Consider the following 26,554-nt stretch of genomic DNA (forward strand, 5'->3'; position numbering starts at 1 on the left):
GTCTTATTTCAGTTTTACTTTTACAGCATCATCTTCTTTTAAGGACATCACACCCGAAGTCAAAACCGTATCACCGATTTTCAATCCGGAAGTAATTACAACATCTTTGTCGGTTCGGGTCAATGTTTCTACGATCACTTCTTTGGCCTTGCCATTGCTGGAAATAAATACTTTTTTGCCTTCCTGAATTGGGATGATGGCTTCGGTTGGAACGATGATAGCGTCTTTGATGTTTTTTAACGGAAGCTCAATATTGGCGAAAGTTCCTGGTAACAAATTGCCTTTAGCATTATCGGTCAGCGCTCTGATTTGTAATGTTCTGGTAGTGGCTTCAATGCCCGGTTCCATGGCATAAATCTTGGCGGTGAATTTATCACTCACATTGGGAACCGTAAAAGTGATTTGGGCATTTTTGGTAATTTCCGTAGCGTATTTTTCAGGAATAGAGAAAGTAATTTTTAGTGGATTGGTACTGACTAATTTGGCAATCAAAGTTGCCGGTGTGACATAGGTTCCGGGAGAAATGCTTCTTAAACCAATTTTTCCCGAGAATGGCGCTCTGACGGTTGTTTTGCCAATTTGTGCCTGAATCAGTTGGGTTTGTGCTTTTGCGGTTCTGAAATCAGCACTGGCGATGTCATATTCTTCCTGGCTGATGGCTTCTTTTTGCAACAGTAATTTGGCTCTTCTTTCGTTTTCGGAAGCCAGACTTTCTCTGGTTTTGGCTTGTGTCAATTGTGCTCTGAGTTCGATATCATTCACCTTAAACAAAACCTGTCCTTTGCTGACGTTGCTTCCTTCTGTAAAAGAAATGGTTTCCACAATGCCTGAGACTTCACTTCTGATTTCAATCTGTTCATTGGCATCAATCGAACCCGAAAGTGAAATGGTATTCGAAAATTCCTGTGGCGTTACCACAACAGCACTGACACTAACAGGAGGCTTTTTCCCGTTTTTGTCATTTCCTTTTTCGTTTTCAGATTTGTTTTTGGTGATTCTGTAGACAATCATTCCTCCAAGGGCAATGACTAATATGGCGATTACAATATTTTTTACTTTCATTGAATTCTTGGGTCTAAATTAGATGACAGTTGCTATTGCAAAGCTAATTCTTACCAATGAAAGCGGTGGTACAGTTAATCTTTATTTAACACTTGTAGGTACAAATATCTACTAACTGATGTAATTCCAGATGTTTTTCTTTTTGGTGAGCTCAATAAAAACCGCGCGAAGTGTTTGATGTTCGGGTAAAGTCATCGAAGCATCTTTCTTCAACAATTTTAGAGCTTCGTGTCGCGCCAATAATAGAATGTCTTTGTCTTTGACCAAATCGGCAATCTGCAGGTTCAGTACGCCGCTTTGTTGCTTGCCCATGATGTCACCCGGACCGCGGAGTTTCAAATCGACTTCGGCAATTTCGAAACCGTCATTGGTTTTGACCATCGTTTCCAAACGGATTTTGCTGTCATTGGACAATTTGAAAGAAGTCATCAGTATGCAATAACTCTGTTCGGCACCACGACCCACGCGGCCACGCAATTGGTGTAATTGCGACAGACCAAAACGTTCTGCACTTTCGATAATCATTACACTGGCATTTGGAATATTGACACCAACTTCAATTACCGTCGTAGCGACCATAATATTGGTTTTGCCTTCGGCGAAGCGCTTCATTTCGGCATCCTTATCGGCTGGTTTCATTTTGCCGTGAACAATCGAAATACTGTATTGCGGCAGCGGAAAATCTCTTGAGATACTTTCGTAGCCATCCATCAAATCTTTGTAATCCATCGTTTCGCTTTCCTGAATCAACGGATAAACAATATAAATTTGGCGGCCTTTGGCAATTTCGTCTTTGATGAATTTCCAAACTTTCAGTCGGTTGCTGTCATAACGATGTACGGTTTGAATCGGTTTTCTTCCCGGTGGCAATTCGTCAATCACCGAAATGTCCAAATCACCATACAAACTCATCGCCAACGTACGTGGAATAGGCGTTGCCGTCATTACTAAAACATGTGGCGGAATATCATTTTTTTGCCAAAGTTTCGAGCGTTGCTCCACGCCAAAACGATGTTGCTCGTCAATAATCGCCAAACCGAGATTGTGGAATTGCACTTTGTCTTCCAACAAGGCATGCGTTCCGATGAGAATGTTTAAAGTTCCGTTTTCGAGTTCTTCGTGGATGATTCTGCGTTCGGCAGTTTTGGTCGAACCGGTTAGTATTTTGATGTTGATATTGAGGTCTTTTGCCAATTGGGTCAAACCGTTGAAATGTTGGTTGGCCAAAATTTCCGTTGGTGCCATCAGGCAACTTTGGAAACCATTATCCAACGCAATCAGCATCGCCATTAAAGCCACGATGGTTTTGCCCGAACCGACATCACCTTGTAACAAACGGTTCATTTGGGCATTCGTACCCATATCGTTTCGGATTTCCTTAAGTACTTTTTTCTGCGCATTGGTCAGTTCAAACGGCAAATGGTTTTGGTAGAAATCATTAAAATGATTCCCGACAATCGTAAACGGATGGCCTTTGATTTTGTGTTTGCGCACCAGGTTTTTGGTAATCAATTGCAATTGGATAAAGAACAATTCTTCAAACTTCAATCGGAATTGCGCTTTCGCCAAAAGCTCGGGGCTTTTCGGAAAATGGATGTTGAATAGCGCCGCGTTTTTCGGAATCAATTTGAGTTCGTCAACCAAATATTGTGGCAGCGTTTCGGCAAACTTGGCTTGGGTTTCCAGAAAAACCTGTTGCATCATTTTATTGACCACACGGTTTGAAATCCCGCGATTGGTCAAGGTTTCCGTCGATGGATAAACCGGTTGCATTGCCGAGCGCAGGCTTTGTTCGTGTTCATTGAGCAATTCCATTTCGGGATGCGCCATGCTGTATTGGCCATTGAAATGGGTCACTTTTCCAAAAATCACATAGGGCGTATTGAGTTTGAGTGTATCGCGAATCCATTTGTGGCCTTGGAACCACGTGAGTTCCATTTGTCCGGTTTCGTCAACGAAAACAGCGACCAAACGTTTTTTGGCTTTGCCAAATTCTACCGTTTTGATGTTGATGATTTTGCCGATAACCTGAACTTCTGCAACATTGTTATTGAGCTCATTGATCTTATAATAACGCGTTCGGTCGATGTAGCGATTTGGGTAAAAATTGAGTAAATCTTCATATTTATGGATGCCAACTTCCTTGCGCAGCAATTCGCCACGTTGCGGGCCAACGCCTTTGAGGTATTCGATAGGAGTTTGCAGAAGATTGTTTGACATTTTTTTAGAGAATAGAATATAGAGCATAGAAAATAGAAACGTTTTTGTCTATATTCTTTATTCTATGTTCTTACTAAAGCGAAGATAGTTTTTTAATTTGAAAATTTGAAAATGAGTGAATTTGAAAATGATTATATTCGTGTCAAATAATTGATACCAAATGCGCCTACTATTTTTCCTTTTATTTACCGCTTTCACTTTTGCTCAGCAAACAACTAAAGTTGATTTTATCCAACTCAACGCTACAGTTACTCCTGTGCATGAAAATAAATCAATTGGCGGCGCGGTTTATTACCAATTTAACGTGCTTTCGGATATAGATACCATCAGGATTGATGCGAAGAATATGGATTTTACTGAAATGCGGATCAATGACAAACCGGTTAATTATAAAAACAACACTAAGGAATTATTGCTCTTCGAAGGATTTCATAAAGGGCTGAATGGCCTAAAATTTAATTATAAGGCCACGCCAAAGCAAACCTTATACTTTAACGGCGAAGGCGATGATTTGCAGATTTGGACACAAGGACAGGGAAAATATACCAGTCATTGGCTGCCAAGTTTTGATGACGTCAATGAGAAAGTGACTTTTAAGATCAGTATTGAGCATGATAAAAAATTCAATGCGCTTTCAAATGGTGTTTTGGAATATCACAATACGAGAAAAGGAAATTTCTATATTTATAGCGCATTGCCCAACATGAAAGTATCTCACTATACGATGGAAAAACCAATGAGTTCTTACTTATTGGCGCTGGTCATCGGCGATTTCAGGAATAAAGTCATCGCGTCCAAATCAGGGATTCCGCTGCAGTTTTTTATCCAGCCGAAAGACACTTTGAAGTTTGAATCGACCTATAAGCATTCCAAAAAGATGTTTGACTATTTAGAAAAGGAAATCGGCTTTAAATATCCATGGCAGGTTTACAAGCAAATTCCGATTGAGGATTTTCTTTACGCCGGAATGGAGAACACCAGCTGTACCATTTTTGCGCAGGATTATGTCGTGGACGAGATTGGTTTCAACGACCGGAATTATGTAAATGTCAACGCGCATGAGTTGGCACACCAATGGTTTGGCGATTTGGTTACAGCAAAATCAGGAAAACATCATTGGTTGCAGGAAGGATTTGCTACTTATTACGCGTTGTTGGCGGAGCGTGAAGTTTTTGGTGATGATTATTTTTACCATCAGTTGTACCGAACTTCTTTACAGTTGAGAAATGCCGCTAAAACCGATACGATTCCGGTGATGCATGAAAAGGCAAGTTCGTTGTCATTTTACCAAAAAGGAGCATGGGCATTGCATACCATTCGCGAAGCGATTGGACCAAAATTGTTCCAAAAAGCCGTAAAAGCTTATCTGAAAAAGTACCAATATAGAAATGTAGAAACCAACGATTTTTTGGCAGAAATTAGGAAAGTAGCACCAACATTTGACACGGAGAAATTCAAGAAAAACTGGCTGGAAGATTACCGTTTTCAAACCGAAGAAGCCAATGCTTTGCTCAAGAAAAATCCTTTTATGCAAACGCTGTTTGAAACCCAGCAATTGCGCAAGAAATCATTGGCAGAAAACAAACAAAAATTCACAGAATTATTGCAATCCAATGTGTTTTATCCGGTGAAGACAGAGATTTTGTACCAATTAAAAGAAGTTCCATTTGCTGATAAGGCTGCGTTTTTGACCTTAGCGATGCAAACCAATGATATCGAAGTGCGTCAGGCCGTGGCTGAGTTTACCGAAGAAATTCCGGTAGAATTTAAAACGCAATACGAATCGTTGTTGGATGACCAATCTTATGATACCAGAGAAATTGCCTTTATGAATCTGTGGAAAAATTTTCCGGAAAGCAGAAGCGTTTATTTGGCGAAAGCCAAAGATTGGATAGGAGGAAACGATAAAAGTTTGCGAATTTTATTCTTGACTTTTTCCATAAGTTCGGCAGAAAATGAGAATGCCAAAAAACAGGATTATTACAATGAGTTGGTTGATTATACTTCAGCAAAATATGAAAGCTCGGTGCGTCAAAATGCACTTCAAAATGCGCTGGCGATTAATAACAAAGACACCACTGTTTTGAAAAACCTGGTCAATGCCACTACGCATCACAAATGGCAGTTCAGCAAATATGGCCGCGACAAGATCAGGGAATTGTTGGCGCAAGATGGGCAACACGCGCTATTTGAATCGTTGTTGCCAACCTTACCCGAAGCTGAGAAAAACCAGTTGCAAAAATTGTTAAGCGAGAAACCATGAGAGCGTTAGTGATTTCTGGAGGTGGAAGTAAAGGTGCTTTTGCCGGTGGTGTTGCGCAGTATCTGATGCAGGAAAACGGTTGTGAGTATGATATTCTCATCGGTAGTTCGACCGGAAGTTTGCTGATTCCGCATTTGGCTTTGGGCGAAGTTGAAAAGATTTATGGCATTTATTCTAACGTCAATATGCGGAGCATTTTTGATCTCAGTCCGTTTGTCGTTAAAAATAAAAATACAGCCCAAGAAACGGTTACCATTAACCACTGGAATGTGTTGAAACAGTTTTTGAAAGGGAAACGAACTTTTGGCGAAAGCCATAAACTATTGGCCTATATCAAAGAAAATTTCACCAAAATAGAATTTACGCTTTTAAAAGCCAAAAACTGTGAAGTGGTTGTTACCGTGACCAATCTTTCCAAAAATGAAGTCGAATACAAATCGATTAAGGATTATGATTATGACGAGTTTTGCGAGTGGATTTGGATTTCCTGTAATTACATTCCGTTTATGAGTTTGGCGACCAAAAATGGCTACGAATATGGCGATGGAGGATTTTCGAGTTTGGTTCCGATACGCGAAGCCATCAATCGCGGCGCGACAGAAGTGGATGTGGTTATTTTGGAAACTGAGGTGCAAACCAGACCAAAAAAGATTGGACGAAATCCGTTTTCACTGATGATTGATTTGTTTCAAACGCTGTTAACTCAAGTAGAAAAGCATGATATCACTATTGGGAAATTGGCTGCCAAAAACAAAAATGCCAAACTCAATTTATACTATACGCCAACGCAGCTCACTGATAATGCCTTGATTTTTGACAAAGACAAAATGAAGGATTGGTGGCAAAGAGGTTATCTGTACGCTAAAAATAAGAGCGAATTGATGAGTGATAATGTCCAGTAATTAAGGCTTGAATTTTAAAACAAATTCAGTTCCGACACCAACAGTTGAAGTAACACTGATTTCGCCACCGGTTCTTTGGGCCAATGTCTTTACTGTAGAAAGTCCGATTCCAGTTCCCATATTGTTGAAACGATCTGTTTTTTCCAAAGTATAAAACATTTCAAAAATCAAATCCAATTTATCAGTTTCAATCCCAATCCCATTGTCTTTAACCTTAATGGTATAAAAATCATTTCCTGGAGTAACTTTGATGTCAACAATGACTTTTGGTTTGTCATTGTATTTGATAGCATTACTGATGAGATTCATGAATATTTGCTCAAAGTAGGATTTGTAATTGAAGATTTCAAGGTTTTCAGGAAGGTTGATTTCGAACTCATTTTTTGGATTCAATAGCTTAATGGATTCTTTCAAGATGCTGTTTAAATGGAAGAATTCCTTTTCATCTGAAGCCAAAGTGCCATTTTTATAAGCTCTCAATGTTGCATCGATATATTCTTTTAGCTTTTCGGAAGATTCTTTTATCAGGTCGATATACAAATTGGCTTCCGTATTGGTCACTTGGCAATGATCTTCTCTGAGCAAATCTGTAAGTCCTAAAATGTTGTTCAACGGCGATTTGATGTCATGAGAAACCACATGAGAGAAACGCTCTAGTTCGCTGTAACTTTCTTTTAAAAGATTGTTTTTGGCATTCAATTTATAGTTTGCCTTTTTAAGTTCCATCAATTTCAAAACCTGATGGCTAAGTGTTTTCAGGGCTTTCTCCTGAAACGGATTTAGTTTCTTGGTTTTATTGTCAATAACGCATAGTGTTCCTAATGCATAACCTTCTTTATCAATCAATGGAACTCCTGCATAAAATACAATGTTGGGGTCGCTTGTTACCAAAGGTGAATCATGAAAGCGAATGTCTTTTCGGGCATCTTCAACTACAAACATCTCATCGCCATGGATAGCATGAGCACAAAAAGACAAACTTCTCGGTGTTTCTTTACTCGCCAGTCCGTGAGATGATTTGAACCATTGTCTGTTGGTATCAATTAATGTTATTTGAGATATAGGGCTATCACATATTTCAGAAGCTAATTTTGTAATCTCATCAAAATCATTTTCATTTTCAGTATCTAAAATATGGTATTCTTCTAATATTCTTAAACGTCGTGCCTCATTCAAAGGCAATTTGGCTTCAATCATATTGTGGTATTTATAGCGCAAAGTTATTAATTGTCTTTTATTTACTTTATTCTAATCGTAAATGTTTTATCAACATTTACGGGATAAATCAATCTTCGGTTTCTAAACTAAAGATTTCCTCAACGGGTTTTTCAAAATAGCGCGCTAATTTTAAAGCCAATACAGTTGAAGGAACATATTTTCCTTTTTCCATTGCATTGATGGTTTGACGACTTACCTGTATTTGTTTGGCCAATTCTTCTTGCGAGATATTCTTAATCGCCCGCAAAACCCTTAAATTATTCGTCATCTTTAGTGGCTTTATTTAGTTTGTAAATAGAATAGTGGAATCGGATAATAAAAAACAACAAGGCTGTAAAAGTATTATAAAATAGCACATTCAGATAGGACAATCCATAGAGGAACACTGTAAAAAACAAAATCAAACCATAGTTGACATAGGTTGCCCAAACCAAGCTTTCATAGCGAATCTTGGTCGTAAATTCATCTTCTATTTTTAATTTGGAAAAACCAATTAAAATGCCACCAATGACTAAGCAAAAAAGCATTACTTCGTCTACAATGCTGTTTTTTGTAACCGCGAAGTATTGGTTGTCTTTGAGTACAAAATCATCTGCAAAAGCAAATACTTTAACAACCCAATAATTGTCTATGTTAATGTCAAAAAAAGAAACAATTAAAGAAAAAAGTAAGGCCGGAACAAACAAAATCCAACCAAGAATTTTAAACTTGTTTGGAAATAAAAATAGATTTTTCATAATGAATGCTGTTTTAAATTCATTTCAAAAGTATATAATATTTTACAAATAGACAAATATACTTTACATTTTGTTTGCTTTATTTTACTTATTGTTGATTTTTCTTTCAATTGATGTTTATTTTGTAACTATTTTATTATTTTTATTAGATTAAAAAATAGGATATGTTGGTAAAAGTCTTTGGAAGTGCAGTTTTTGGAGTAGAAGCGACGAGTATAACGGTTGAAGTCAATATTGATAAAGGTGTTGGCTATCATTTGGTCGGTTTGCCCGATAATGCCATTAAGGAAAGCAGTTATCGCATTGCGGCGGCATTAAAAAACAATGGTTATCAATTACCAGTCAAAAAAATCACCATCAATATGGCGCCGGCCGATTTACGCAAAGAAGGCTCGGCTTATGATTTGACTTTGGCGATTGGGATTTTAGCGGCTTCAGGACAAATCAAAGCGGATGAAGTTGATCAATATATCATTATGGGTGAATTGTCTTTGGATGGCGGTTTGCAACCCATAAAAGGCGCTTTGTCGATTGCGATTAAAGCAAAAGAAGAAGGATTCAAAGGTTTTTTTCTCCCGATTCAGAATGTCAAGGAAGCAGCAATAGTAGAAGGACTGGAAGTTTATGGCGTTGAAAATGTACTGCAGGTCATTGATTTTTTTGAAGGCAACGGAACCATTGAACCCACAGTCATCAATACGCGCGATGAGTTTTACAAAACCCTGGACTTTCCCGAATTTGATTTCTCCGATGTCAAAGGTCAGGAAAGTATAAAGCGTTGTATGGAAATCGCCGCAGCCGGTGGCCACAATATTATTTTAATTGGTCCGCCGGGTTCGGGGAAAACGATGTTGGCCAAAAGATTGCCCAGTATTTTACCGCCAATGACGTTAAAAGAAGCTTTGGAAACGACCAAAATCCACAGCGTTGCCGGAAAAATAAAAGATGCCGGTTTGATGAACCAAAGACCTTTCCGGAGTCCGCATCACACGGCGAGTTCGGTTTCACTCGTTGGCGGCGGCAGTTATCCGCAACCGGGAGAAATTTCGCTGGCACACAATGGCGTTTTGTTTTTGGATGAATTACCCGAATTCAAAAGAGAAGTTTTGGAAGTGATGCGCCAACCGTTGGAAGACCGCGAAGTAACAATTTCGAGAGCCAAATTTACGATTACTTATCCTTCGTCATTTATGTTGGTTGCGAGTATGAATCCGAGTCCGGGTGGTTATTTCAATGATCCCGATGCGCCGGTGAGTTCGTCACCAGCAGAAATGCAGCGTTATCTGAGCAAAATTTCCGGACCGTTATTGGACCGAATTGATATTCATATTGAAGTCACTCCGGTGCCATTTGAAAAACTCACCGAAACCCGTCCTGCAGAAAGCAGTGTGTCGATTCGGGAACGCGTGACCAAAGCCAGGGAAATACAGTCGCAACGTTTTGAGGAATTTGATAATATCCATTACAACGCCCAAATGAGCACCAAGCAAATCAAGACGTATTGCGCTTTGGATGAAGTTTCATTACAGTTATTAAAGACTGCTATGGAAAGACTAAACCTTTCAGCTCGTGCGTATGACCGAATTCTCAAAGTCTCAAGAACTATAGCCGATTTGGAACAGGCTGAAACCGTGAGTTCCAATCATATTGCAGAAGCAATTCAATATCGAAGTTTGGATCGTGATGGTTGGTTGGGTTAATTGCGACTACGGATTTAAGGTAAATTTAAATTGTAGTATTTACTTTTGGAAAATTGTAAAAAAATGACCTTTGAGAATTAAAAATGTAGTATTTATTTCCTTATGATTGTTAAATTGTGGTTTTACAACGATTTTTTTTTGTTTTTTATAGACTCAATATCGTAATGTCCGAACTTTGTTAATGTCAAAATTAAGGAATGAAATAATATATACTTGAATCAAACTATTTCAGAAAGTGTTGTAAAATTTGTAAGACGTTACAACCACTGTGATACATTTTCATATTTGAAACCCAAGAATTATATTGTAAGATTAATTGTGATTTGTAACGTTTTGTAATTATTACGTTATCTTATTGGACGAAATGTTATCGGATGATAACGGAGTTATTAACATTCGAAGCAAAGAAGTTGAATTGCCTATTCCGTATCTGTACGGAACCAAATGTATCACTATAAAAAAAACGCTATTTATAGGGGGATATATAGTAATACGAGTATATACATTGAAATTTGCGCAAGCGCAAATACAGCAAGTAATGTTAATAAAAAACTTTTTGAAATCTACATCTATTACCTAACTTTGACCAATACAGAATTAGGAAATGTTTTAGCAAAACTGCTGCACTGAATAAAGAATTATCTTTGTATTGAGTTTTTATAGAAGCCAACGTTTTATAAAAACAAAAAACCAGAGTTCTGACCTCTGGTTCTTGACACAGTTGGAAACTGTATATAAATTTAAATCCTTGAGAGATGAAAATTATCTATTTTCTGGTCAGTTGGTTAGCTGTTGGACAGCTTACCTTACTGTTAAAAGAAATAAGAAAGTTAATCATTGCGATTAAATCTTAATCCTTTTAGAACCTTCTGCTGATGCAGGAGGTTTTTTATTACTTCTATTTTGTATAATACTTCTATTTCTTGTACTATATTTATTTTGTGTAATACGATTACAAATATAGTTATTGTTTCGAATATGAAACAACTTTTGTTTTATTTTAATAAACAATTGTGTGTGTATAAACAACTTTTATTTGATTTTACAATTTCTATTCTATCTTAAAATAGTTTTTTTAACTGTTTATTCATCAAAAAAAACATAGCAACAACCCATATTTGTTTCCCTTAAAAAAAGAACCCTGATTTTGGCCTTATTTTGACTGCTCCAACCCATCAACTTGGAATATAAAATGATTTATGCGAAATATGGGTATATCCATATTTCGCATGATTACTCATCAAACTTATAATACCTCGCACCAACCAAAATCGGATTTTCCTTTTCAATCGAATCTAAATAGAATTCGTTCTTCGGAGCGATAACCGATTGTTTTAATTCTTTTTTGTGGAGTTTCTCATAAGTTGGGAAATCAATCGCAGTGCATTGTTCCAAGGTTTCAAAAAGTTTTACTTTTTCGAGGACTGATTGCCATTCAGGAACAACTTCTGCTTCAAATACTTTTGATTTGGAACCGCTTCCGTAAGCAATGAAACCAAATTTTTTGTTGGTCAAATCTGATTTTTGTTGGAAGTGATAACACAAGGTTGACAGCAATCCCAAGAAAATAGAACCGGTATAAATATTCCCGATTTGCCCTGAAGCAATTTCGGAAGGCAAGATTTTTTCATTGACCAAAGCCAAATATTCCGGGCTTTTGGCTAAGGCTTTGATCTTGTCTTTGGCTGTTTCACCCATTTGAGTGTCTAACAGTTCCCGGTTTTCAGCCGCAAAAATTTCGATAAAGGTGCGTCGGCCTTGAAAACAATAGGGAAGATGCATTAAGATATTGGCCCAGTTTTCATAGACTTTTCCGCTTTGGTTGCTTTCGGTTTTGTAATGCTCGTAAGCTTCGGTAATTCGGTTGATATAACACTGATTGGAATACTGTCCGTCAAAAACCGGTTGTTCTTTGTAGATCGCCAATTCGGTTTCTAAAACACCATGCCATTCCGGATTGTTGTCTAATTGCAACACTTCCTGTTTGCTGACATAACGACGCGGTTTAAAGAAATCAAACACGCCTTGGGTTGAAATACCAACTTCATTTGAAAAACTCAAAATCCTTGGTTCAGAAGTGATTAGCATTGCAACAGCGCCTGCGCCTTGTGTGTATTCACCGGTCGAATTCAAATCGTATTTGGCATTGTCTGAAGCGATTACGATGGCTTTTTTGCTTGGATTCAACCGAATGTAATCGAGGCAATTCTGCAACGCATCAATCGCACCAATACAGGCAAAAGTCAAATCGACGACATCGCAATTCCTGAAACTCTTTTCGCCCAAAACATTTTCCAGATTGGATAAAACATAAGAAGCAACGGGTTTCGAACTGTCAACGCCGCTTTCGGTTCCCACATAAATTCGATTAATTTCTGAAGGATTTAAATCTTCTTGTTGGATCAATTTCAAAGCGGCATTCGAAGCCATCGTTACCACATCCTGATGCACATCAAGAAAACTCATTTTATGTAAGCCCAAACCTTTAATTAGCTTGTCGGCTTCAATGTTACGGTTTTCGGCTAAAGTGGTTATAGGAAGATAAATTTGTGGAATATCAAATGCGATACTGTCGATGCCTGCTTTCATTTACTTTTTGATTTTTTGCATTGCAAAATTAAAAAAGACAACCTCAAAACGAATTGAAATTGTCTTCAAAATTAGTGTATAGCGCAAGATTTATGATTAATTCAATAAATGACAGCTTTAATTTTTGAATTGTGATTTTTGCTGCAACTTACTGATTTTTTTTAATCCAAAAGAGCCGAGAACGTATCGCCTTGTTTGATGTCGCCCGAGTTGTAACCTTTTTTAAACCAATACATTCTTTGTTCGGAAGTTCCGTGTGTAAAACTATCGGGTGTGACATGACCCTGCATTTTGCTTTGGATGGCATCGTCGCCTACAGCATTGGCCGCACTCAAAGCTTCTTCAATATCGCCTTCTTCCAAAAGATTTTTGTTGTAATGCGCCCAAACACCGGCATAGAAATCGGCCTGCAATTCGAGGCAAACAGACAATTTGTTGGCTTCGGTTTCACTTTTCCCCTGTTGGAGTTGGCGTACTTTTCCCGAGGTTCCCAAAATGGTTTGCAGGTGATGGCCCATTTCATGCGCAATCACATAGGCAATGGCAAAATCGCCGCCTTCAGCACCAAAACGGGTTTTCAGTTCTTCGAAGAAACGCAAATCCATATAGACTTTTTTATCGCCCGGACAATAAAACGGACCCGAAGCTGAAGTCGCATTACCACAAGCCGTATTTACGCCGTCATCAAACAAAACCATTCCGGGTTCTTCATAATCCATATTGTTTTCCTGAAATACTTTGGCCCAGGTTTCATTGTTGTATACAAAACATGATTCTGCAAAAGCGCCTAATTCCTTTTCTTCTGCGGATAATTCCCTGGTTTGTCCGCCTTCTGTTTGTTCTTGTGTTCCTTGTGTTTGCTCCAGGATATTACCGATGGTCTGACCGGTTTCACCACCAAACATATTCAGCAACAAAACTACAATTCCAATAACACCACCGCCAATAAGTGCTTTTCCACCGCCGGACATGCCTCTGCGATCTTCAAAATTACCGCTTTCTTTTCTTTGCCATTTCATGATATTTTGATTTTAGTTAAACTTCATCACATCTCGTATGATTTTCTCCAATAGTTCTTTGTCTATTGGTTTTGGAATATAATCGTTCATACCGTTTTCAATGCATTTTTCCTTTTCCCCAACTACTGTTCCGGCTGTTAATGCGATAATCGGAATATCAACCGCATTAGGCAATTGTCTGATGGCTAAAGTTGATTCATAACCATTCATTATAGGCATTTGTATATCCATCAAAATCAAATCAGGGACAATATCCTGTACTTTATCTAAAGCCTGTTTGCCGTTCTCAAGTTCGATGATTTGGGCATTTGGCAAAATTTGTTTGACCAATGTCCTAGCCAAAAGCATGTTGATTTTATTGTCTTCTACAATGAAAATAACTTTATCATCCGTCGTTACGACATTACTTTTTTGACTTGATTTTGGCGTTTTATCAATTGATTTATTGTTCTCTGTTGACTGATTCGAATAGGTAACATCCAAAACAAAACTAAATTCACTTCCTTTATTAGGTTCGCTAACCAATTCGAGTTTGCTGTCCATCAACTCCAAAAGTTGGTTTGAAATGGAAAGCCCTAAACCTGTGCCGCCAAATTTCTTGGAAGTCGAATTGTCTTCCTGTGAAAACGCTTCAAATATTTTTAGCTGATTGGTTTTCTTGATTCCGATTCCGGTGTCTTTGACTGCAAATTGCAATTGAATGCTATCCTCATCAATATTTTTAAAGACATTCAAAGTTACGTCAATACTTCCTTTTTCGGTAAATTTAATTGCATTACTCAAGAGATTGATCAAGATTTGTTTCAGGCGGATATAATCGACCCAAATGTAGGTTGGAATCTCTTTTTCAATAATCAGGTTAAGCTCTAATTTTTTGTGATTGGCTTCATATTGAATCAAATCGACCACTTGATTGAGCAGTTCCCGGATGTTGATTTTTTCTACATTGAGTTCGAGTTTACCCGATTCAATTTTGGAGAAATCAAGGATGTTATTGATGACTTCCATCAATGAATTGGCCGATTGGTTGATGGTATCCATGTATTTTTTCTGGATGCTTTCCAGATTGGTATTCATTAGGAGTTCGGTGAAACCGATAATACCATTCAAAGGTGTTCTGATTTCGTGACTCATATTGGCCAGAAATTCCGATTTGGCCCTGTTCGCGGCTTCAGCATAATTTTTAGCCTTAATGGCTTCTTCCGCTTCCATTCGGGTCGTGATATCGATGAAAATCCCAACGATGTAAACAATTTCATTGCCTTTGAAAATAGGTTCGCCAAATTCTTCTACCCAAATTGATTGTCCGGCTTTGTTGACTATTCGATAGATTAAATGGATTTTTTGTTTGCCTTTAAACAACTCATCGGCTTTCTCCCTGACAATCTTGATGTCATCAGGATGTACCAAATCGATATAGTATATTTTATTCAGCAGAAAATCTTCTTTTGGATAACCGGTTAGCTTTTCAATTTCATCATTGAGGTAAATTTTAGACCATTTCTCATCATATCTTGACAGATGAACGGTTCCCGGAATATTGTTGGCCAAAAGCCTGAATTTTTCTTCGCTTTCCTGGATGATTCCTTCGTTGATGTTTCTTTCAAAGGCAGAAGAGATATTATTGGACAGCGATTGTAGTATCGTGATTTCATCAATTGACCAGGCTCTTTCCAGGGTTGAGTCATCAAAAACCAGGAAGCCGTTCAATTCATTTTTGACAAAAATAGGCAGGAATAACACCGATTTAATTTCAAAAGCTTCCAAGAACTTTCGGGTGATGTCATCTTTGATTTTTTTGACGATTGCGGCATAATAATAATTCTCCTCCATGTGTTTCATCACAAATGAAAGCATTTCCGGAGTGATGTTTTGTAAAGCTTCCCTTGGTTCAGCAAATCCTTTTTCAGCGGCAAGCCAACGGTGTTTTTGATAAAAGACGTTTTCCTTTTCATTTTTGGCAAAGAAGGAAATTCGATCCACTTTTAAAACCTCACCAATTTCATTTACAATGCCTTTGAGTGTTTCATCGGTATTTTTATTAAGCAAGAATTTGTCGATGTTTTTACTGATTACCGTTAGGATTTCGCTTTTATAGGATAGTTTTTTGTCTGATTCGAGCAATAATTGGGCTTCAATGGCTATCGCAATTAAATCGGCTATTGAACGTGCAAAATTGATGTCTTCATTGTCCCATTCAAAAGAAGATTCGGTTTTTTCAAAACACAGGATTCCGATAATTTTACCATTGATAAATATCGGTGTATCGAGCAATGACATGATATGGTTTTTTGGAACATAATCATAGCAAAGCTCTTGCGTGATGCTGTTGTTGTAAACATTGGAAGCCACAATCTGCATACCGGTTTCGATGTTTTCGAAATAGTTCGGATAATTTTCTTTTCCAAGGAAAAAGTTCTTTTCAAATCGATCGCTTTTCAGGTAATAAATACTTTCGCAACGCAATCCTTCCGGTAAATACGACCAATAACCAGCCCTGTCAATGGTACAATTGTTAGAGGCTACTTTGAGTATGTTTTTGAGAATGCCATTGAAAGTATCTTTGTTGGAATAACTTTGTGAGGTTAATATTTTCAGTGTTTCATTGTGAACCCTAACTTTTTTGCTTCGGTTGTAATGTTCGATTTCGAGGTTCTTAACTAAAGTAATATCTCTGGCAATGGCCGAATAACCTATCACTTCTCCAAAATCATTTTTCTTTAAGGTTACTTTTTGGGAAACCCAGATGGTGTCACCGTCTTTTTTGAGTAACGGAAAAACCAAGTCATTGTATTCCTGAGATTCTTTTGGGATTTCTTTGTAAAAATCGGTTACATAGTCTAGATAATCAGTTCGGATGAATTTAGAAAAATGTCTGCCTAAAATATCTTCCTTTTCATAATGAAGAGTTTTTACGGCAAATTGGTTTACATAAGTAACGGTAGAATTGAAGTCGATTTCATAAATCAAATCGGCAGCCGACTCAATCAGACTGCGGTATTGGTCTTTGATTTTTATTTGTTCGGTTACATCCTGTCCGATCCCGATAATGATATTTTCGGAGTATTTTTTGTCTTTCCACTGGATGAATTTATGGTCTCCGTTTTTGCATTTCAGTTTTCGTATATAACTTCGGTCATCCACAAAGTCATTGTGGTATTCTTCCCCGATGAATTCAGGATCTTCAGTTACTTTCCAGAAACCCATTCCCAATACTTCTTCAACTTTATATCCTAAAATGTCTTCCACTGATTCACTACAGAAAGACACTTCTCCTTTGGTATTGGTGGTCATAATCAGCGAATTCCCGTTGTTGACAATAATGTCTGAAAAAAGGAATTTGTTTTTGGTTTCCAATAAAGCCAAATGCCTTGAAATATGAATGGCAACTGTTGAAATGAAAGTACAAACGAGCAATACGGTCAACTTTTGATCAATCAATTCGGCCTGATAAGCATAGAACAAAAAAATCAATATACATAGTACAAAACTCCAGTAGTGGAGTATGTTTTTCATAACAAAATAGGAAAGAAAAAAGGCAATAATAAAGCCAACAAAGGATAATAATTCGAATGGCATGAAGAACAAATTATACCCGATATAACAGAAATAGCCAAAATAAAATATGGGAAAAATGATGGTAATGTTCTTATAGAAAAAATCATATTTGCTGCATAAGAAGTAGAAGAGCAACAATAAAGCACCAACACCAAAATTGATGGCTATATGTTCTGAATTACGCAAGTCAAAAACATCAACTATAGTCTCTATAAGAGGAATCGTGATGCCATAAAAGAGAAAATAGATTCTGAACTGTTCTTCCTTGGGCTCAAAGTCAGAATATTTTTTGCTGAGATTTAGTCTTTTTTGTAAAGTTTTGTGTATCGCAACGTAGAACAGCAAAGAAATAATCAATAATAAGCAGATTATTATATAGCTGTTAATATTGGTGAATGAAAAAAGAAAACTCAAAGTATAGTAGATTTTTAACCAATTAAACAATTTATATTTATGATTTTATAACTTTCGCACGACAATATACATAAAAATAAAAAAAAATGCCTCACTTTTTGTAGGGCATATTCAAGAAAACCATTTTAATAGTTTTTTCATATTGTTTAATTTCCCTTTATAGGGTGCATATCGTGTTGGAATGTCAAGCCAATTCCCTTTTTTTACAATCGATTTGTGGTGCGAAAAAAGGTCAAAGCTCAACTTTCCGTGATAAGCACCAATGCCGCTGTGTCCCACACCGCCAAAGGGTAAGCGCTTGTTGGCAAAGTGAATTACAGTGTCATTGATACAGCCACCGCCAAAGGAATATTTTGTTATAATTTTTTTGGCAAGACCATTATTCTCTGTGAAAACATACAAAGACAGTGGCTTTTCATATCGGGTAATGATTTGGTCCAAATCGGCTTCGGTTTCATAACCCAGAATAGGCAATATAGGTCCGAAAATTTCTTCTTTCATCACTAAGCTTTCGGATTCGGGTTCGTTGAGCAGCGTTGGAGCGATGTAAAAATCTTTAGCCGTACTTTTTCCGCCAAAAAGAATATGTCCGTTTTGAAGCATGGCTACTTGTCTTTGCCAATTTTTCTCATTGATGATGCGTGCGAAATCAGCTGATTCTTCCGGGTTTTCACCATAAGCATTGGTGATTTCCTCTTTCAGATAATCAATCAATTGGGTTTTGACATTTTGGTGAACCAAAAGATAATCGGGTGCAATGCATGTTTGTCCCGCATTAAGGAATTTGCCCCAAACGATTTTCTTGGCGGTCAGTTTCAGATTGGCACTTTGGTCAATAATACATGGATTTTTCCCGCCCAATTCCAAAGTAACCGGAGTCAAGTGCTCGGCAGCTGCTTTGGCCACTATTTTGCCCACGCCAACACTGCCGGTAAAAAAGATGTAATCCCAACGCTCTGCCAATAATTCCTGGGCAACCTGAGTTCCACCTTCAATGCATTCCACATGGTTTTTGTCAAAGGTTTCGTGAATGATTTTGGCGATGATTCTGGATGTGCTCGGAGTCAGTTCTGACGGTTTAAGAACCACCTGGTTTCCTGCGGCAACAGCCGAAATTAGCGGTGCCAAAGCCAATTGGTAAGGATAATTCCATGGTGCAATAATCAGCACTTTTCCAAAAGGTTCTTTGTAAATGTAATCGCTGGAAGGAAAATTTAAAAGAGAAGGCAAAACCGATTTTGGTTTTGCCCACTTATTGATGTTTTTGATCGTATGTTTTAATTCGGCTAAGACATAGCTGGTTTCTGTGATAACCGCTTCAAACGCCGGTTTTTTAAAATCATCCTGCAAAGCCTGAACAATGGCTTCTTCATGCTGTTCAACGGCAGTTAATAATTTCAGTAACGACTGTTTTCTGTAATTGATATCCGTTTTAAAAATCATGTCAGGTTGTATAATTAGCAAGGCTAATATACCAATTTTTAGCAGACAATTTTAATTTTTGTTATAGAAAAGCCCAACGGAAACCGGTGTAAAGATCGCCTTGTTTGCTGTCGCTGATCAAAGCCGTAATCAATGAACTGGTACCGATATAGAAACCGCCTAAACGAACACCCAAGCCCACATTTGTTCCTGAAATCTCATTAAAAGTCAAAGGAAGATAACCTTCAAAGAAACCTAAATTTATTCTTGGCGTAATGCTGAAAATATTCGGAACCGTGATTTGATTGTTGCTTTCGTCCTTATTGAGTTTTTGCTGTAAATAAGCCGTTACATAAATTTTTGGAATAATCCTGAAATCAGCATAAGTAGAAAGCACTGTTGGCAATTTTACCTTGAAGGCTTTTTCCTGAGGCATCTCGGTCAGATAGCCATTATCCCTTAAAATGGTTTCCACTTCACTCAAATTGTCGACATCTTCAAACAGGCTTAAATCCAGCGGATCGGATTGTGGAATGTTCAGGATGTAATTGGTCGACGCATTATTGTTGTCTTTAAACGTCATACTGCCAATGTTTCTGATGGCCAAGCCTGCATTCAGTTTATAGTCTTTGCCTTTTTTTAATTGGTAATTTACCCCAATGTCACCTGAAAAACCATTCAAACCGCCAAAAATAGATTTGCTGTAATCATTAAAATTGGTAAAGCTTTCCGCCAAATTTCCCGAATAAGCAATATTCAAATAGGCCGGCTGATTGGTATGCAGATAAGCACCGGTAAGATTCTCATTGATTTCACCGTCTAATTGGCTCAAGCCAAAGTTGGAGTAGGAACCTGGAAATAATATTTTCAAAGTTACACCCGCACTGATTCTTTGGTCGTCATCTTCAAAAACGGTTCTTGCAGCAGAAAGCCCAACTTCACCATAAGATGTTCCACTTAGTCTTTGATTGTTTGGATTGTTTAAAATGGTTGTGTTTAGAATCAGATTGTCATTGGTAATGGCGTCTCCAATCGTTGGGTCAATATCTACCATATCGAATTTAGCATAGGCTTTTGTGGTGATGGCAAAACCCCATTTCATCCATCGCATCGACACTCCGGGACCCAAGATTTCAGTATCAATTCGGGCATTCACCGGTTTGGAACCCTGAAAAAGCAGTTCTTCAAAATCGGCATCCGAATTGAAATCACTAAAAGCAATTTTGTTATTCGCCACATTAAAGCTGATGCCATAAATGTTGACTTCAAATTTCTTAGCCAGATTGGCCAATTCAGCGGGATTGACATTGGCATTCAAAATGCCAACTCTGTTAGACGTACTAATACCGGAATAATGTTCTTGTGCAAAAACGCTCTGCCCAAGAAGCAGACTTAAGGTTAAAATGATTTTCTTCATAAGTAGGATTGGTTTAGATTTATGGTATATAACATTTGGGTTTGCACAAACCCTCATTATATATAACGTAAATTTACGGTTTTTAGTTTAAAATGCCTTCCAAATTACTTCATTTGGCACCGGAGCCGTGATTTCCAGCGGCTCTTTCGAAACGGGATGGGTGAAGACTAATTTTCGGGCATGAAGATGGATGCCGCCATCAGGATTACTGCGGTCAAAGCCATATTTCAAATCGCCTTTGATTGGGCAGCCAATGGCTGATAATTGCGCCCTGATTTGGTGATGCCTTCCCGTATGCAGGTTGATTTCCAACACAAAATAATTGTCCAACGTTGCGATAATTTTATAATCGAGGCTCGCTTTTTTGCTTTCAGGGACTTCTTTCAGATGGGCTTTGGAAGTATTGTTCTTTTCATTTCGCTTTAGAAAATGAACCAAATTATCTTCGTTTTTGGGTGGCTTGTTTTTAACAACAGCCCAATAAGTTTTCTGGGTTTCCCTGTTGCTGAACAATTCGTTTAAACGGGTTAACGCTTTGCTTGTTCTGGCAAAAACAACAATGCCGGTCGTCGGTCTGTCCAATCTATGTACTACGCCAAGAAAGACTTCTCCGGGTTTGTTGTATTTTTCCTTGATGTATTCCTTAACGACTTCCGATAGCGGTTTGTCTCCGGTTTTATCGCCCTGGACAATATCGCCGACGCGTTTGTTAACCACAATGATGTGGTTATCTTCGTGAAGAATTTGGAGGTTATTTTTAGTAGAAATTACTTTTTCTGCCATCTGCGTTCTGCTGCCTGCTTTCTAGTACTGCTCTGATTTATTTGGGAAATCCTGTGATTTCACATCGTTTACATACTGGCCAATAGCTGTAGTCATGCCTTCATAAAGATTCATATAACGACGCAAAAATCTCGGGCTGAACTCATTGTTCATCCCCAACATATCGTGGATTACCAATACTTGTCCGTCCACACCGCCGCCGGCGCCAATCCCAATTACCGGAATCGAAATCGTCTTGGCTACTTTTTCGGCTAAAGACGCCGGAATTTTTTCCAACACTAAAGCAAAACAGCCAATTCTTTCCAGCAGTTTAGCATCTTCAATCAGTTTTTCCGCTTCGGCTTCTTCCTTGGCACGAACGGTATAAGTCCCAAATTTGTATATCGATTGTGGTGTAAGACCCAAATGTCCCATTACCGGAATTCCGGCATTCAGGATGCGTTTGATGCTTTCCTTGATTTCGCTTCCACCTTCCAGTTTTACGGCATGTCCGCCACTTTCTTTCATGATTCTGATGGCCGAACGCAAGGCTTCTTTCGGATCCGATTGGTAACTTCCAAAAGGCAAATCCACTACTACCAAAGCTCTTTCAATGGCTCTTACCACCGAAGAAGCGTGATAAATCATTTGGTCCAAAGTAATCGGCAAAGTCGTTTCGTGACCCGCCATAACATTACTGGCAGAATCGCCAACCAATATCACATCAACGCCGGCGGTATCTACAATTTTAGCCATCGTAAAATCATAAGCGGTCAGCATCGATATTTTTTCGCCATTGGTTTTCATGTCAAACAATGACTTGGTCGTAATTCTTTTGTAATCTTTTTTTGCAGTAGACATAGTTGTGTTTTTGTAAAGTAAAGGTAATAAAAAGGAATTGTAAAATTATTGCTAATTCTCCTTCTTACAGTTAGCAAAGGTGTAACTATTTTTTTTAGTGTAATACTAATTTGAAAAAAAAGTAATCATGGAAACTAACAGAAATTGGAAAAAGACAACCGAAAAGAAATACCTTTTTTTAGTTGGAGAAAAGAAGATAGGAGAATTAGAACTTCAGTCTTCCAGGTGGAATCGGTCTGCGATTATTAATCTCGAAGGGCAACTTTATACTATTGCATACACGGGTTTTTGGAAAAGTAAATTACTGCTATTTGATTATAAAGGGGATGTAGTTTTAAAAGCCTATCCTGAAAAATGGTTTTCAAACCATACTACGATTGAATATAAAAACATCAAACTAAACCTCAAAATCAGGAACAATCCTTTGGTAGAATTTGTGATTACTAATGATACTTCGGAATTGCTTTCTTATAGTTTGGAAAACAATGGAGGAACGCTTGTCACAAAGATAATTTCTTTGCCAGAAAACGAAGATTACTTTTTGGATTTCCTGCTTTGGTATTTATTCCAACCGATTGCTCAGGAAAACACCGGTGACAACCTTATTTTTCAAAGTTTGCTAATGTCTTTATAATCAAATAAAATTACTTGATTCTTGCATTTATATAGTGATAAAACGCTTTACATGATTAACTTTGCAATCTTATAAATTAATCAAAAATGCCAAAAATATTAATCATCGAAGACGAAGACGCTATCCGAAGAGTATTAATCAAAATACTAACTGAAGAAAGCGACAACAATATAGTTGAAGAAGCCCAAGACGGAAAAATTGGTTTTGAAAAAATCAAAAATGAAGATTATGACTTAGTGCTTTGTGATATCAAAATGCCCAAAATGAGCGGCGAAGAAGTACTCGTAGCGGTCAAAAAAATCAAGCCGGAAATTCCGATAGTTATGATTTCAGGTCATGGTGATTTAGAAACAGCCGTCAATACTATGCGTTTAGGTGCTTTTGATTACATCTCAAAACCACCCGATTTGAATAGATTACTAAACACTGTTCGCAATGCTTTAGACAGAAAACAATTGGTCGTAGAGAATAAAATCCTAAAGAAAAAAGTTTCCAAAAGCTACGAAATCATTGGCGAAAGCGAACCAATCAATCAAATCAAGCAGATGATTGACAAAGTGGCGTTGACCGATGCCCGTGTTTTAATCACAGGTCCAAACGGCACCGGAAAAGAATTGGTAGCACACCAACTTCACGAGAAAAGTGAAAGAGCAGCCGCACCGATGATTGAAGTCAACTGTGCCGCAATTCCGTCTGAATTGATTGAAAGTGAATTGTTTGGTCACGTAAAAGGCGCCTTTACTTCTGCAGTGAAAGACCGCGCCGGAAAATTTGAAGCTGCCGATGGCGGAACGATTTTTTTGGATGAAATCGGGGATATGAGTTTATCGGCCCAAGCCAAAGTGTTACGCGCTTTACAGGAAAGCCTCATTCAAAGAGTCGGCGCCGATAAAGATATTAAAATCAATGTGCGTGTCGTAGCGGCAACCAACAAAGATTTGAAAAAGGAAATTGCCGAAGGTCGTTTCCGCGAAGATTTATATCACAGATTGGCAGTAATCCTGATTAAGGTTCCGGCATTGAATGACCGACGCGATGACATTCCGTTATTGATAGAACATTTTGCCGTAAAAATTGCGGAAGAACAAGGAAATGCGACCAAATCCTTTTCCAAGGACGCCATCAAATTATTACAGGAATACGATTGGACCGGAAACATCCGTGAGCTGAGAAACGTAGTGGAAAGACTTATTATTCTTGGCGGAAGCGAGATTTCTGAAATGGATGTGAAATTGTTTGCCTCTAAATAGCAGTTAGCTGTCAGCGATTAGCGAGTTTCTTTTGCTAAAAGCTAAAAGCTAAAAGCTAAAAGCTAAAAAAATGAATTTAAAAAAAATACACCCACAACTCCAGCAAGCACTCATCGAACACGGTTTGACCGAAGCCAATGAGATGCAGCAGGAAACTTTTTCAACCATTAAAAGCGGTGCTGATGCCGTAATACAATCGCCGGAAGGAACCGGAAAAAGCACGACCATTGTCTTAAATGTTATCCAGCGAATGGAGAAATCCATTGGGGAAAGCACTCGAGTTTTGATTTTGGTCGAGAACAAAGAGCGTGTTTTGGAAATGGAAGAAATGTTTTTGAAATATGGCACCTATCATGATTTAAGTATTCTTGGCGTGCACGACAAAGGCGACATCGACTATGACAAAAACGTAATTTCAATGGGCTTGGACATACTGATTGGAACACCAAACCGAATCAATGCGATGTTTTCTTCTGCCGGATTTAACATCAACACCATCAAAATGTTTGTCGTAGACGATGCCGATATTTTGTTCAGGAACCGAATGGATGCCGTTGTTTTGAGATTGTCCAACAGCATTGAGAAGACCCAGCGTTTGTTCTTCTGTTCACAAATCACCGAAAGGGTAGAAGTACTGGCCGATAAAGTCATGATTGAACCGATTTTCTTTGAGATGGAGGACGAAGAATAGACGGCAGAAGACAGAAAAGAGACAGCAGTTTTACTTAACTCATAACTAACAGAAATGGGACTTATCAAAATATTTTCAGGAAGTGAAATTTTAGCCTTGGGCTTAAAAGAAAAATTAGAAGCCATCGACTTAATCGTGGTGATGAAAGACAATATCCAATCGGCTAAACTGGCTGGGTTTGGTAATGCCGACCTGGCCGTGGAATTGTTTATACAGGAAGTGGATTTTGGCAAAGCCAATCCGGTGATAGAAGAATTTCGATTGAGTATTTAGATTGAAAAGAATATTTCGAATATTACTCTTTCTCATTGCACTATTGGTTTTCGATAGATTTTTATTCTTGCCGGCTAGAATGGCCGGTACATGGGAATATGAAAAAGGAACTCACATCGGAGATGAAATCACCTTTGATCAAAATATTGATATCATCAATAATTTTGAAATAAAAATAAGTGGAAATAGGCAGTTGGACTCGTTTTATCTTTTGGGTTGCTATTTTGGGACATTATATTTGTTAGATAAGGATACATTCGAATATACTACCTATCTCAAATCAGAAGAAATGGAATTTCTGGACTGATGTTAAACAGTTATTTAAATATCTTCAATCGACTGACCAAAATCGAAATAAAAACCCCGAAAATCCCGATTATAGCAAACGAATATTTCAGGTTTGTCAGTTCAGCAATAAAACCAATCAACGGCGGACCGATTAAAAAGCCCAGGAAACTAATACTCGTTACGATGGTTAAGGCAATTCCGGTTGGGACTTTTTCATTGTTTCCGGCCACATTAAAGATAATCGGCACCACATTGGAAACGCCAAAACCCACCAGCATAAACGCAATCGTACACGGAATCAGATAAGGCAATAAAACTGCCAGATACAATCCGCAAGAGATGACCAATCCGCTAATGATAAGGACTTTTTTGGCACCATATTTACCCACTAAAACATCACTCAAAAATCTACCTGAAGCCATACTAATCATAAAAGTGGTATAACCCAAAACCACCAATGCACCCGGTGCTTTGATAATTTCCTTGAAATACACGCCGCTCCAGTCAAACATAATGCCTTCGCTTGCCATGCCGCAAAAACAAATCACGCCCAGCCAGAGTAAGGTCGCATCCGGATTTTTCCAAAAAGAATAACTTGATTTTTCTGCTTCCTGCTTGGATTTGGCTTTGATAATGAATTTGTAATTGGTCAGGAGAATTAAGGCCACAAAACCAAATGCCACCAGGAAATGCTTGATTGGACTCAATTCAAAAGTCAGCATCAGCAAGCCAACCAAAGCACCACAGAATCCGGCCAGACTCCACGAACCGTGAAACGAACCGATAATGGGTTTGTCAAATAACTGTTGGGTATAAACACCTTGCGTATTGACCGCAATATTGCAGAAGTTGCCAAAAAAACCAAACAGGAATAAACCTAAAGCCAATTGCCAACTTTCAGTAGCCAAGCCCAATAAAGTAAGGCAAAGTGCATACAGCAGTAATCCTAAAATCGAGATATTCCGGCTGCCATATTTGGTCACAATCTTCCCCGAAAATGGCATGGCTACCAATTGGCCAATCGGCAAGGCAAATAGCATAGTTCCCAATTCGGCTTCGCTCAGTTGCAGCATCGATTTGATATCCGGAATCCGGCTCGCCCAAGTGGAAAAACAAAATCCCATGCCAAAGAAAAACAGCGACGTAGCCAATCGAACCCTATTGAGATAAGATTTTTTGGCTTTTTTAAAGCTTTTTTTAATCTTGGCTTTGGGTAAAATTTTATTGAGAAAACTGTAGTCAAATAAAGGCATGGCTGTAAATCTTACCTTAAA

21 protein-coding genes are annotated in these 26,554 nt (G+C 38.1%); 8 read left to right on the forward strand and 13 right to left on the reverse strand.

Annotated elements, in window-relative coordinates; all coding sequences use genetic code 11:
- Positions 1 to 3 precede the first annotated feature (3 nt).
- The gene (locus P1K33_RS07625) at positions 4 to 1,062 is read right to left on the reverse strand and encodes an efflux RND transporter periplasmic adaptor subunit (protein WP_284652330.1); all 1,059 of its coding nucleotides are present in this window, start codon (positions 1,060 to 1,062) and stop codon (positions 4 to 6) included.
- Between the two features lie 111 nt (positions 1,063 to 1,173).
- Complete coding sequence (recG, locus tag P1K33_RS07630) at positions 1,174 to 3,282, reverse strand: ATP-dependent DNA helicase RecG (RefSeq protein WP_284652331.1); 2,109 nt, start codon at positions 3,280 to 3,282, stop codon at positions 1,174 to 1,176.
- A gap of 160 nt (positions 3,283 to 3,442) precedes the next feature.
- Between recG and P1K33_RS07635 the strand changes: the two genes are divergently transcribed.
- Positions 3,443 to 5,545: a M1 family metallopeptidase gene (locus tag P1K33_RS07635; protein ID WP_284652332.1), complete on the forward strand. Its 2,103-nt coding sequence runs from the start codon at positions 3,443 to 3,445 to the stop codon at positions 5,543 to 5,545.
- Positions 5,542 to 6,447 (forward strand): patatin-like phospholipase family protein, encoded by a 906-nt coding sequence (locus tag P1K33_RS07640; protein WP_284652333.1) that lies wholly within the window; start codon positions 5,542 to 5,544, stop codon positions 6,445 to 6,447. The genes P1K33_RS07635 and P1K33_RS07640 overlap by 4 nt, the downstream gene beginning before the upstream one ends.
- On the opposite strand, the gene P1K33_RS07645 is transcribed toward P1K33_RS07640, so the two are convergent.
- From P1K33_RS07645 to P1K33_RS07655, 3 genes are all read right to left on the reverse strand, one after another.
- The gene (locus P1K33_RS07645) at positions 6,448 to 7,644 is read right to left on the reverse strand and encodes a sensor histidine kinase (RefSeq protein ID WP_284652334.1); all 1,197 of its coding nucleotides are present in this window, start codon (positions 7,642 to 7,644) and stop codon (positions 6,448 to 6,450) included. It abuts the gene before it with no gap.
- Between the two features lie 88 nt (positions 7,645 to 7,732).
- Positions 7,733 to 7,933, reverse strand: a complete 201-nt coding sequence (locus tag P1K33_RS07650) for a helix-turn-helix transcriptional regulator (RefSeq protein WP_284652335.1) — start codon at positions 7,931 to 7,933, stop codon at positions 7,733 to 7,735.
- The gene (locus P1K33_RS07655) at positions 7,923 to 8,402 is read right to left on the reverse strand and encodes a hypothetical protein (RefSeq protein ID WP_284652337.1); all 480 of its coding nucleotides are present in this window, start codon (positions 8,400 to 8,402) and stop codon (positions 7,923 to 7,925) included. Before P1K33_RS07655 ends, P1K33_RS07650 begins: the two co-directional genes overlap by 11 nt.
- A gap of 164 nt (positions 8,403 to 8,566) precedes the next feature.
- On the opposite strand from P1K33_RS07655, the gene P1K33_RS07660 reads away from it, so the two are divergent.
- Positions 8,567 to 10,102: a YifB family Mg chelatase-like AAA ATPase gene (locus P1K33_RS07660; protein WP_284652338.1), complete on the forward strand. Its 1,536-nt coding sequence runs from the start codon at positions 8,567 to 8,569 to the stop codon at positions 10,100 to 10,102.
- Between the two features lie 1,233 nt (positions 10,103 to 11,335).
- Here P1K33_RS07660 and P1K33_RS07665 read toward each other — a convergent pair.
- From P1K33_RS07665 to panB, 7 genes are all read right to left on the reverse strand, one after another.
- Entirely contained in the window at positions 11,336 to 12,691 is a 1,356-nt protein-coding gene (locus tag P1K33_RS07665) for a hydroxymethylglutaryl-CoA synthase family protein (RefSeq protein ID WP_284652339.1), read from the reverse strand.
- Positions 12,692 to 12,852: 161 nt separating this feature from the next.
- The gene (gene ypfJ / locus P1K33_RS07670) at positions 12,853 to 13,710 is read right to left on the reverse strand and encodes a KPN_02809 family neutral zinc metallopeptidase (protein ID WP_284652340.1); all 858 of its coding nucleotides are present in this window, start codon (positions 13,708 to 13,710) and stop codon (positions 12,853 to 12,855) included.
- 12 nt (positions 13,711 to 13,722) lie between these two features.
- Positions 13,723 to 17,625: a PAS domain S-box protein gene (locus tag P1K33_RS07675; protein ID WP_284652341.1), complete on the reverse strand. Its 3,903-nt coding sequence runs from the start codon at positions 17,623 to 17,625 to the stop codon at positions 13,723 to 13,725.
- Positions 17,626 to 17,793: 168 nt separating this feature from the next.
- Positions 17,794 to 19,125: an aldehyde dehydrogenase gene (locus P1K33_RS07680; RefSeq protein WP_284652342.1), complete on the reverse strand. Its 1,332-nt coding sequence runs from the start codon at positions 19,123 to 19,125 to the stop codon at positions 17,794 to 17,796.
- 61 nt (positions 19,126 to 19,186) lie between these two features.
- Entirely contained in the window at positions 19,187 to 20,521 is a 1,335-nt protein-coding gene (locus P1K33_RS07685) for a DUF5723 family protein (protein WP_284652343.1), read from the reverse strand.
- A gap of 87 nt (positions 20,522 to 20,608) precedes the next feature.
- Entirely contained in the window at positions 20,609 to 21,304 is a 696-nt protein-coding gene (locus P1K33_RS07690) for an RluA family pseudouridine synthase (RefSeq protein WP_284652344.1), read from the reverse strand.
- Positions 21,305 to 21,325: 21 nt separating this feature from the next.
- Complete coding sequence (gene panB, locus P1K33_RS07695) at positions 21,326 to 22,144, reverse strand: 3-methyl-2-oxobutanoate hydroxymethyltransferase (protein WP_284652345.1); 819 nt, start codon at positions 22,142 to 22,144, stop codon at positions 21,326 to 21,328.
- A gap of 127 nt (positions 22,145 to 22,271) precedes the next feature.
- Between panB and P1K33_RS07700 the strand changes: the two genes are divergently transcribed.
- From P1K33_RS07700 to P1K33_RS07720, 5 genes are all read left to right on the forward strand, one after another.
- Positions 22,272 to 22,778 (forward strand): hypothetical protein, encoded by a 507-nt coding sequence (locus tag P1K33_RS07700; protein ID WP_284652346.1) that lies wholly within the window; start codon positions 22,272 to 22,274, stop codon positions 22,776 to 22,778.
- An 86-nt stretch (positions 22,779 to 22,864) separates the two neighbouring features.
- On the forward strand, positions 22,865 to 24,028 hold the full coding sequence (locus P1K33_RS07705) for a sigma-54-dependent transcriptional regulator (protein ID WP_284652347.1): 1,164 nt from the start codon (positions 22,865 to 22,867) through the stop codon (positions 24,026 to 24,028).
- 70 nt (positions 24,029 to 24,098) lie between these two features.
- Positions 24,099 to 24,719: a DEAD/DEAH box helicase gene (locus P1K33_RS07710; protein ID WP_284652348.1), complete on the forward strand. Its 621-nt coding sequence runs from the start codon at positions 24,099 to 24,101 to the stop codon at positions 24,717 to 24,719.
- A gap of 54 nt (positions 24,720 to 24,773) precedes the next feature.
- The gene (locus P1K33_RS07715) at positions 24,774 to 24,992 is read left to right on the forward strand and encodes a DUF2007 domain-containing protein (RefSeq protein ID WP_284652349.1); all 219 of its coding nucleotides are present in this window, start codon (positions 24,774 to 24,776) and stop codon (positions 24,990 to 24,992) included.
- Positions 24,993 to 25,059: 67 nt separating this feature from the next.
- A complete protein-coding gene (locus P1K33_RS07720; RefSeq protein WP_284652350.1) occupies positions 25,060 to 25,299 on the forward strand; it encodes a hypothetical protein in 240 nt (79 codons plus the stop codon).
- Positions 25,300 to 25,309: 10 nt separating this feature from the next.
- Here the strand turns inward: P1K33_RS07720 and P1K33_RS07725 are convergent, their stop codons facing one another.
- A complete protein-coding gene (locus P1K33_RS07725) occupies positions 25,310 to 26,533 on the reverse strand; it encodes an MFS transporter (protein ID WP_284652351.1) in 1,224 nt (407 codons plus the stop codon).
- Positions 26,534 to 26,554 lie beyond the last annotated feature (21 nt).

The organism is Flavobacterium terrisoli, assembly GCF_030167905.1.
Lineage (GTDB): Bacteria > Bacteroidota > Bacteroidia > Flavobacteriales > Flavobacteriaceae > Flavobacterium > Flavobacterium terrisoli.

What these genes read in the sequence shown, in the direction of transcription:
- P1K33_RS07715 (WP_284652349.1), top strand. Translation starts at nt 24,774, where the DNA reads ATGGGACTTATCAAAATATTTTCAGGAAGTGAAATTTTAGCCTTGGGC.
- P1K33_RS07680 (WP_284652342.1), bottom strand. Translation starts at nt 19,125, where the DNA reads ATGATTTTTAAAACGGATATCAATTACAGAAAACAGTCGTTACTGAAA.
- P1K33_RS07705 (WP_284652347.1), top strand. Translation starts at nt 22,865, where the DNA reads ATGCCAAAAATATTAATCATCGAAGACGAAGACGCTATCCGAAGAGTA.
- ypfJ (WP_284652340.1), bottom strand. Translation starts at nt 13,710, where the DNA reads ATGAAATGGCAAAGAAAAGAAAGCGGTAATTTTGAAGATCGCAGAGGC.
- P1K33_RS07650 (WP_284652335.1), bottom strand. Translation starts at nt 7,933, where the DNA reads ATGACGAATAATTTAAGGGTTTTGCGGGCGATTAAGAATATCTCGCAA.
- P1K33_RS07625 (WP_284652330.1), bottom strand. Translation starts at nt 1,062, where the DNA reads ATGAAAGTAAAAAATATTGTAATCGCCATATTAGTCATTGCCCTTGGA.
- P1K33_RS07710 (WP_284652348.1), top strand. Translation starts at nt 24,099, where the DNA reads ATGAATTTAAAAAAAATACACCCACAACTCCAGCAAGCACTCATCGAA.
- P1K33_RS07690 (WP_284652344.1), bottom strand. Translation starts at nt 21,304, where the DNA reads ATGGCAGAAAAAGTAATTTCTACTAAAAATAACCTCCAAATTCTTCAC.
- panB (WP_284652345.1), bottom strand. Translation starts at nt 22,144, where the DNA reads ATGTCTACTGCAAAAAAAGATTACAAAAGAATTACGACCAAGTCATTG.
- P1K33_RS07660 (WP_284652338.1), top strand. Translation starts at nt 8,567, where the DNA reads ATGTTGGTAAAAGTCTTTGGAAGTGCAGTTTTTGGAGTAGAAGCGACG.
- P1K33_RS07685 (WP_284652343.1), bottom strand. Translation starts at nt 20,521, where the DNA reads ATGAAGAAAATCATTTTAACCTTAAGTCTGCTTCTTGGGCAGAGCGTT.
- P1K33_RS07665 (WP_284652339.1), bottom strand. Translation starts at nt 12,691, where the DNA reads ATGAAAGCAGGCATCGACAGTATCGCATTTGATATTCCACAAATTTAT.
- P1K33_RS07640 (WP_284652333.1), top strand. Translation starts at nt 5,542, where the DNA reads ATGAGAGCGTTAGTGATTTCTGGAGGTGGAAGTAAAGGTGCTTTTGCC.
- P1K33_RS07635 (WP_284652332.1), top strand. Translation starts at nt 3,443, where the DNA reads ATGCGCCTACTATTTTTCCTTTTATTTACCGCTTTCACTTTTGCTCAG.
- P1K33_RS07725 (WP_284652351.1), bottom strand. Translation starts at nt 26,533, where the DNA reads ATGCCTTTATTTGACTACAGTTTTCTCAATAAAATTTTACCCAAAGCC.
- P1K33_RS07645 (WP_284652334.1), bottom strand. Translation starts at nt 7,644, where the DNA reads ATGATTGAAGCCAAATTGCCTTTGAATGAGGCACGACGTTTAAGAATA.
- P1K33_RS07655 (WP_284652337.1), bottom strand. Translation starts at nt 8,402, where the DNA reads ATGAAAAATCTATTTTTATTTCCAAACAAGTTTAAAATTCTTGGTTGG.
- recG (WP_284652331.1), bottom strand. Translation starts at nt 3,282, where the DNA reads ATGTCAAACAATCTTCTGCAAACTCCTATCGAATACCTCAAAGGCGTT.
- P1K33_RS07700 (WP_284652346.1), top strand. Translation starts at nt 22,272, where the DNA reads ATGGAAACTAACAGAAATTGGAAAAAGACAACCGAAAAGAAATACCTT.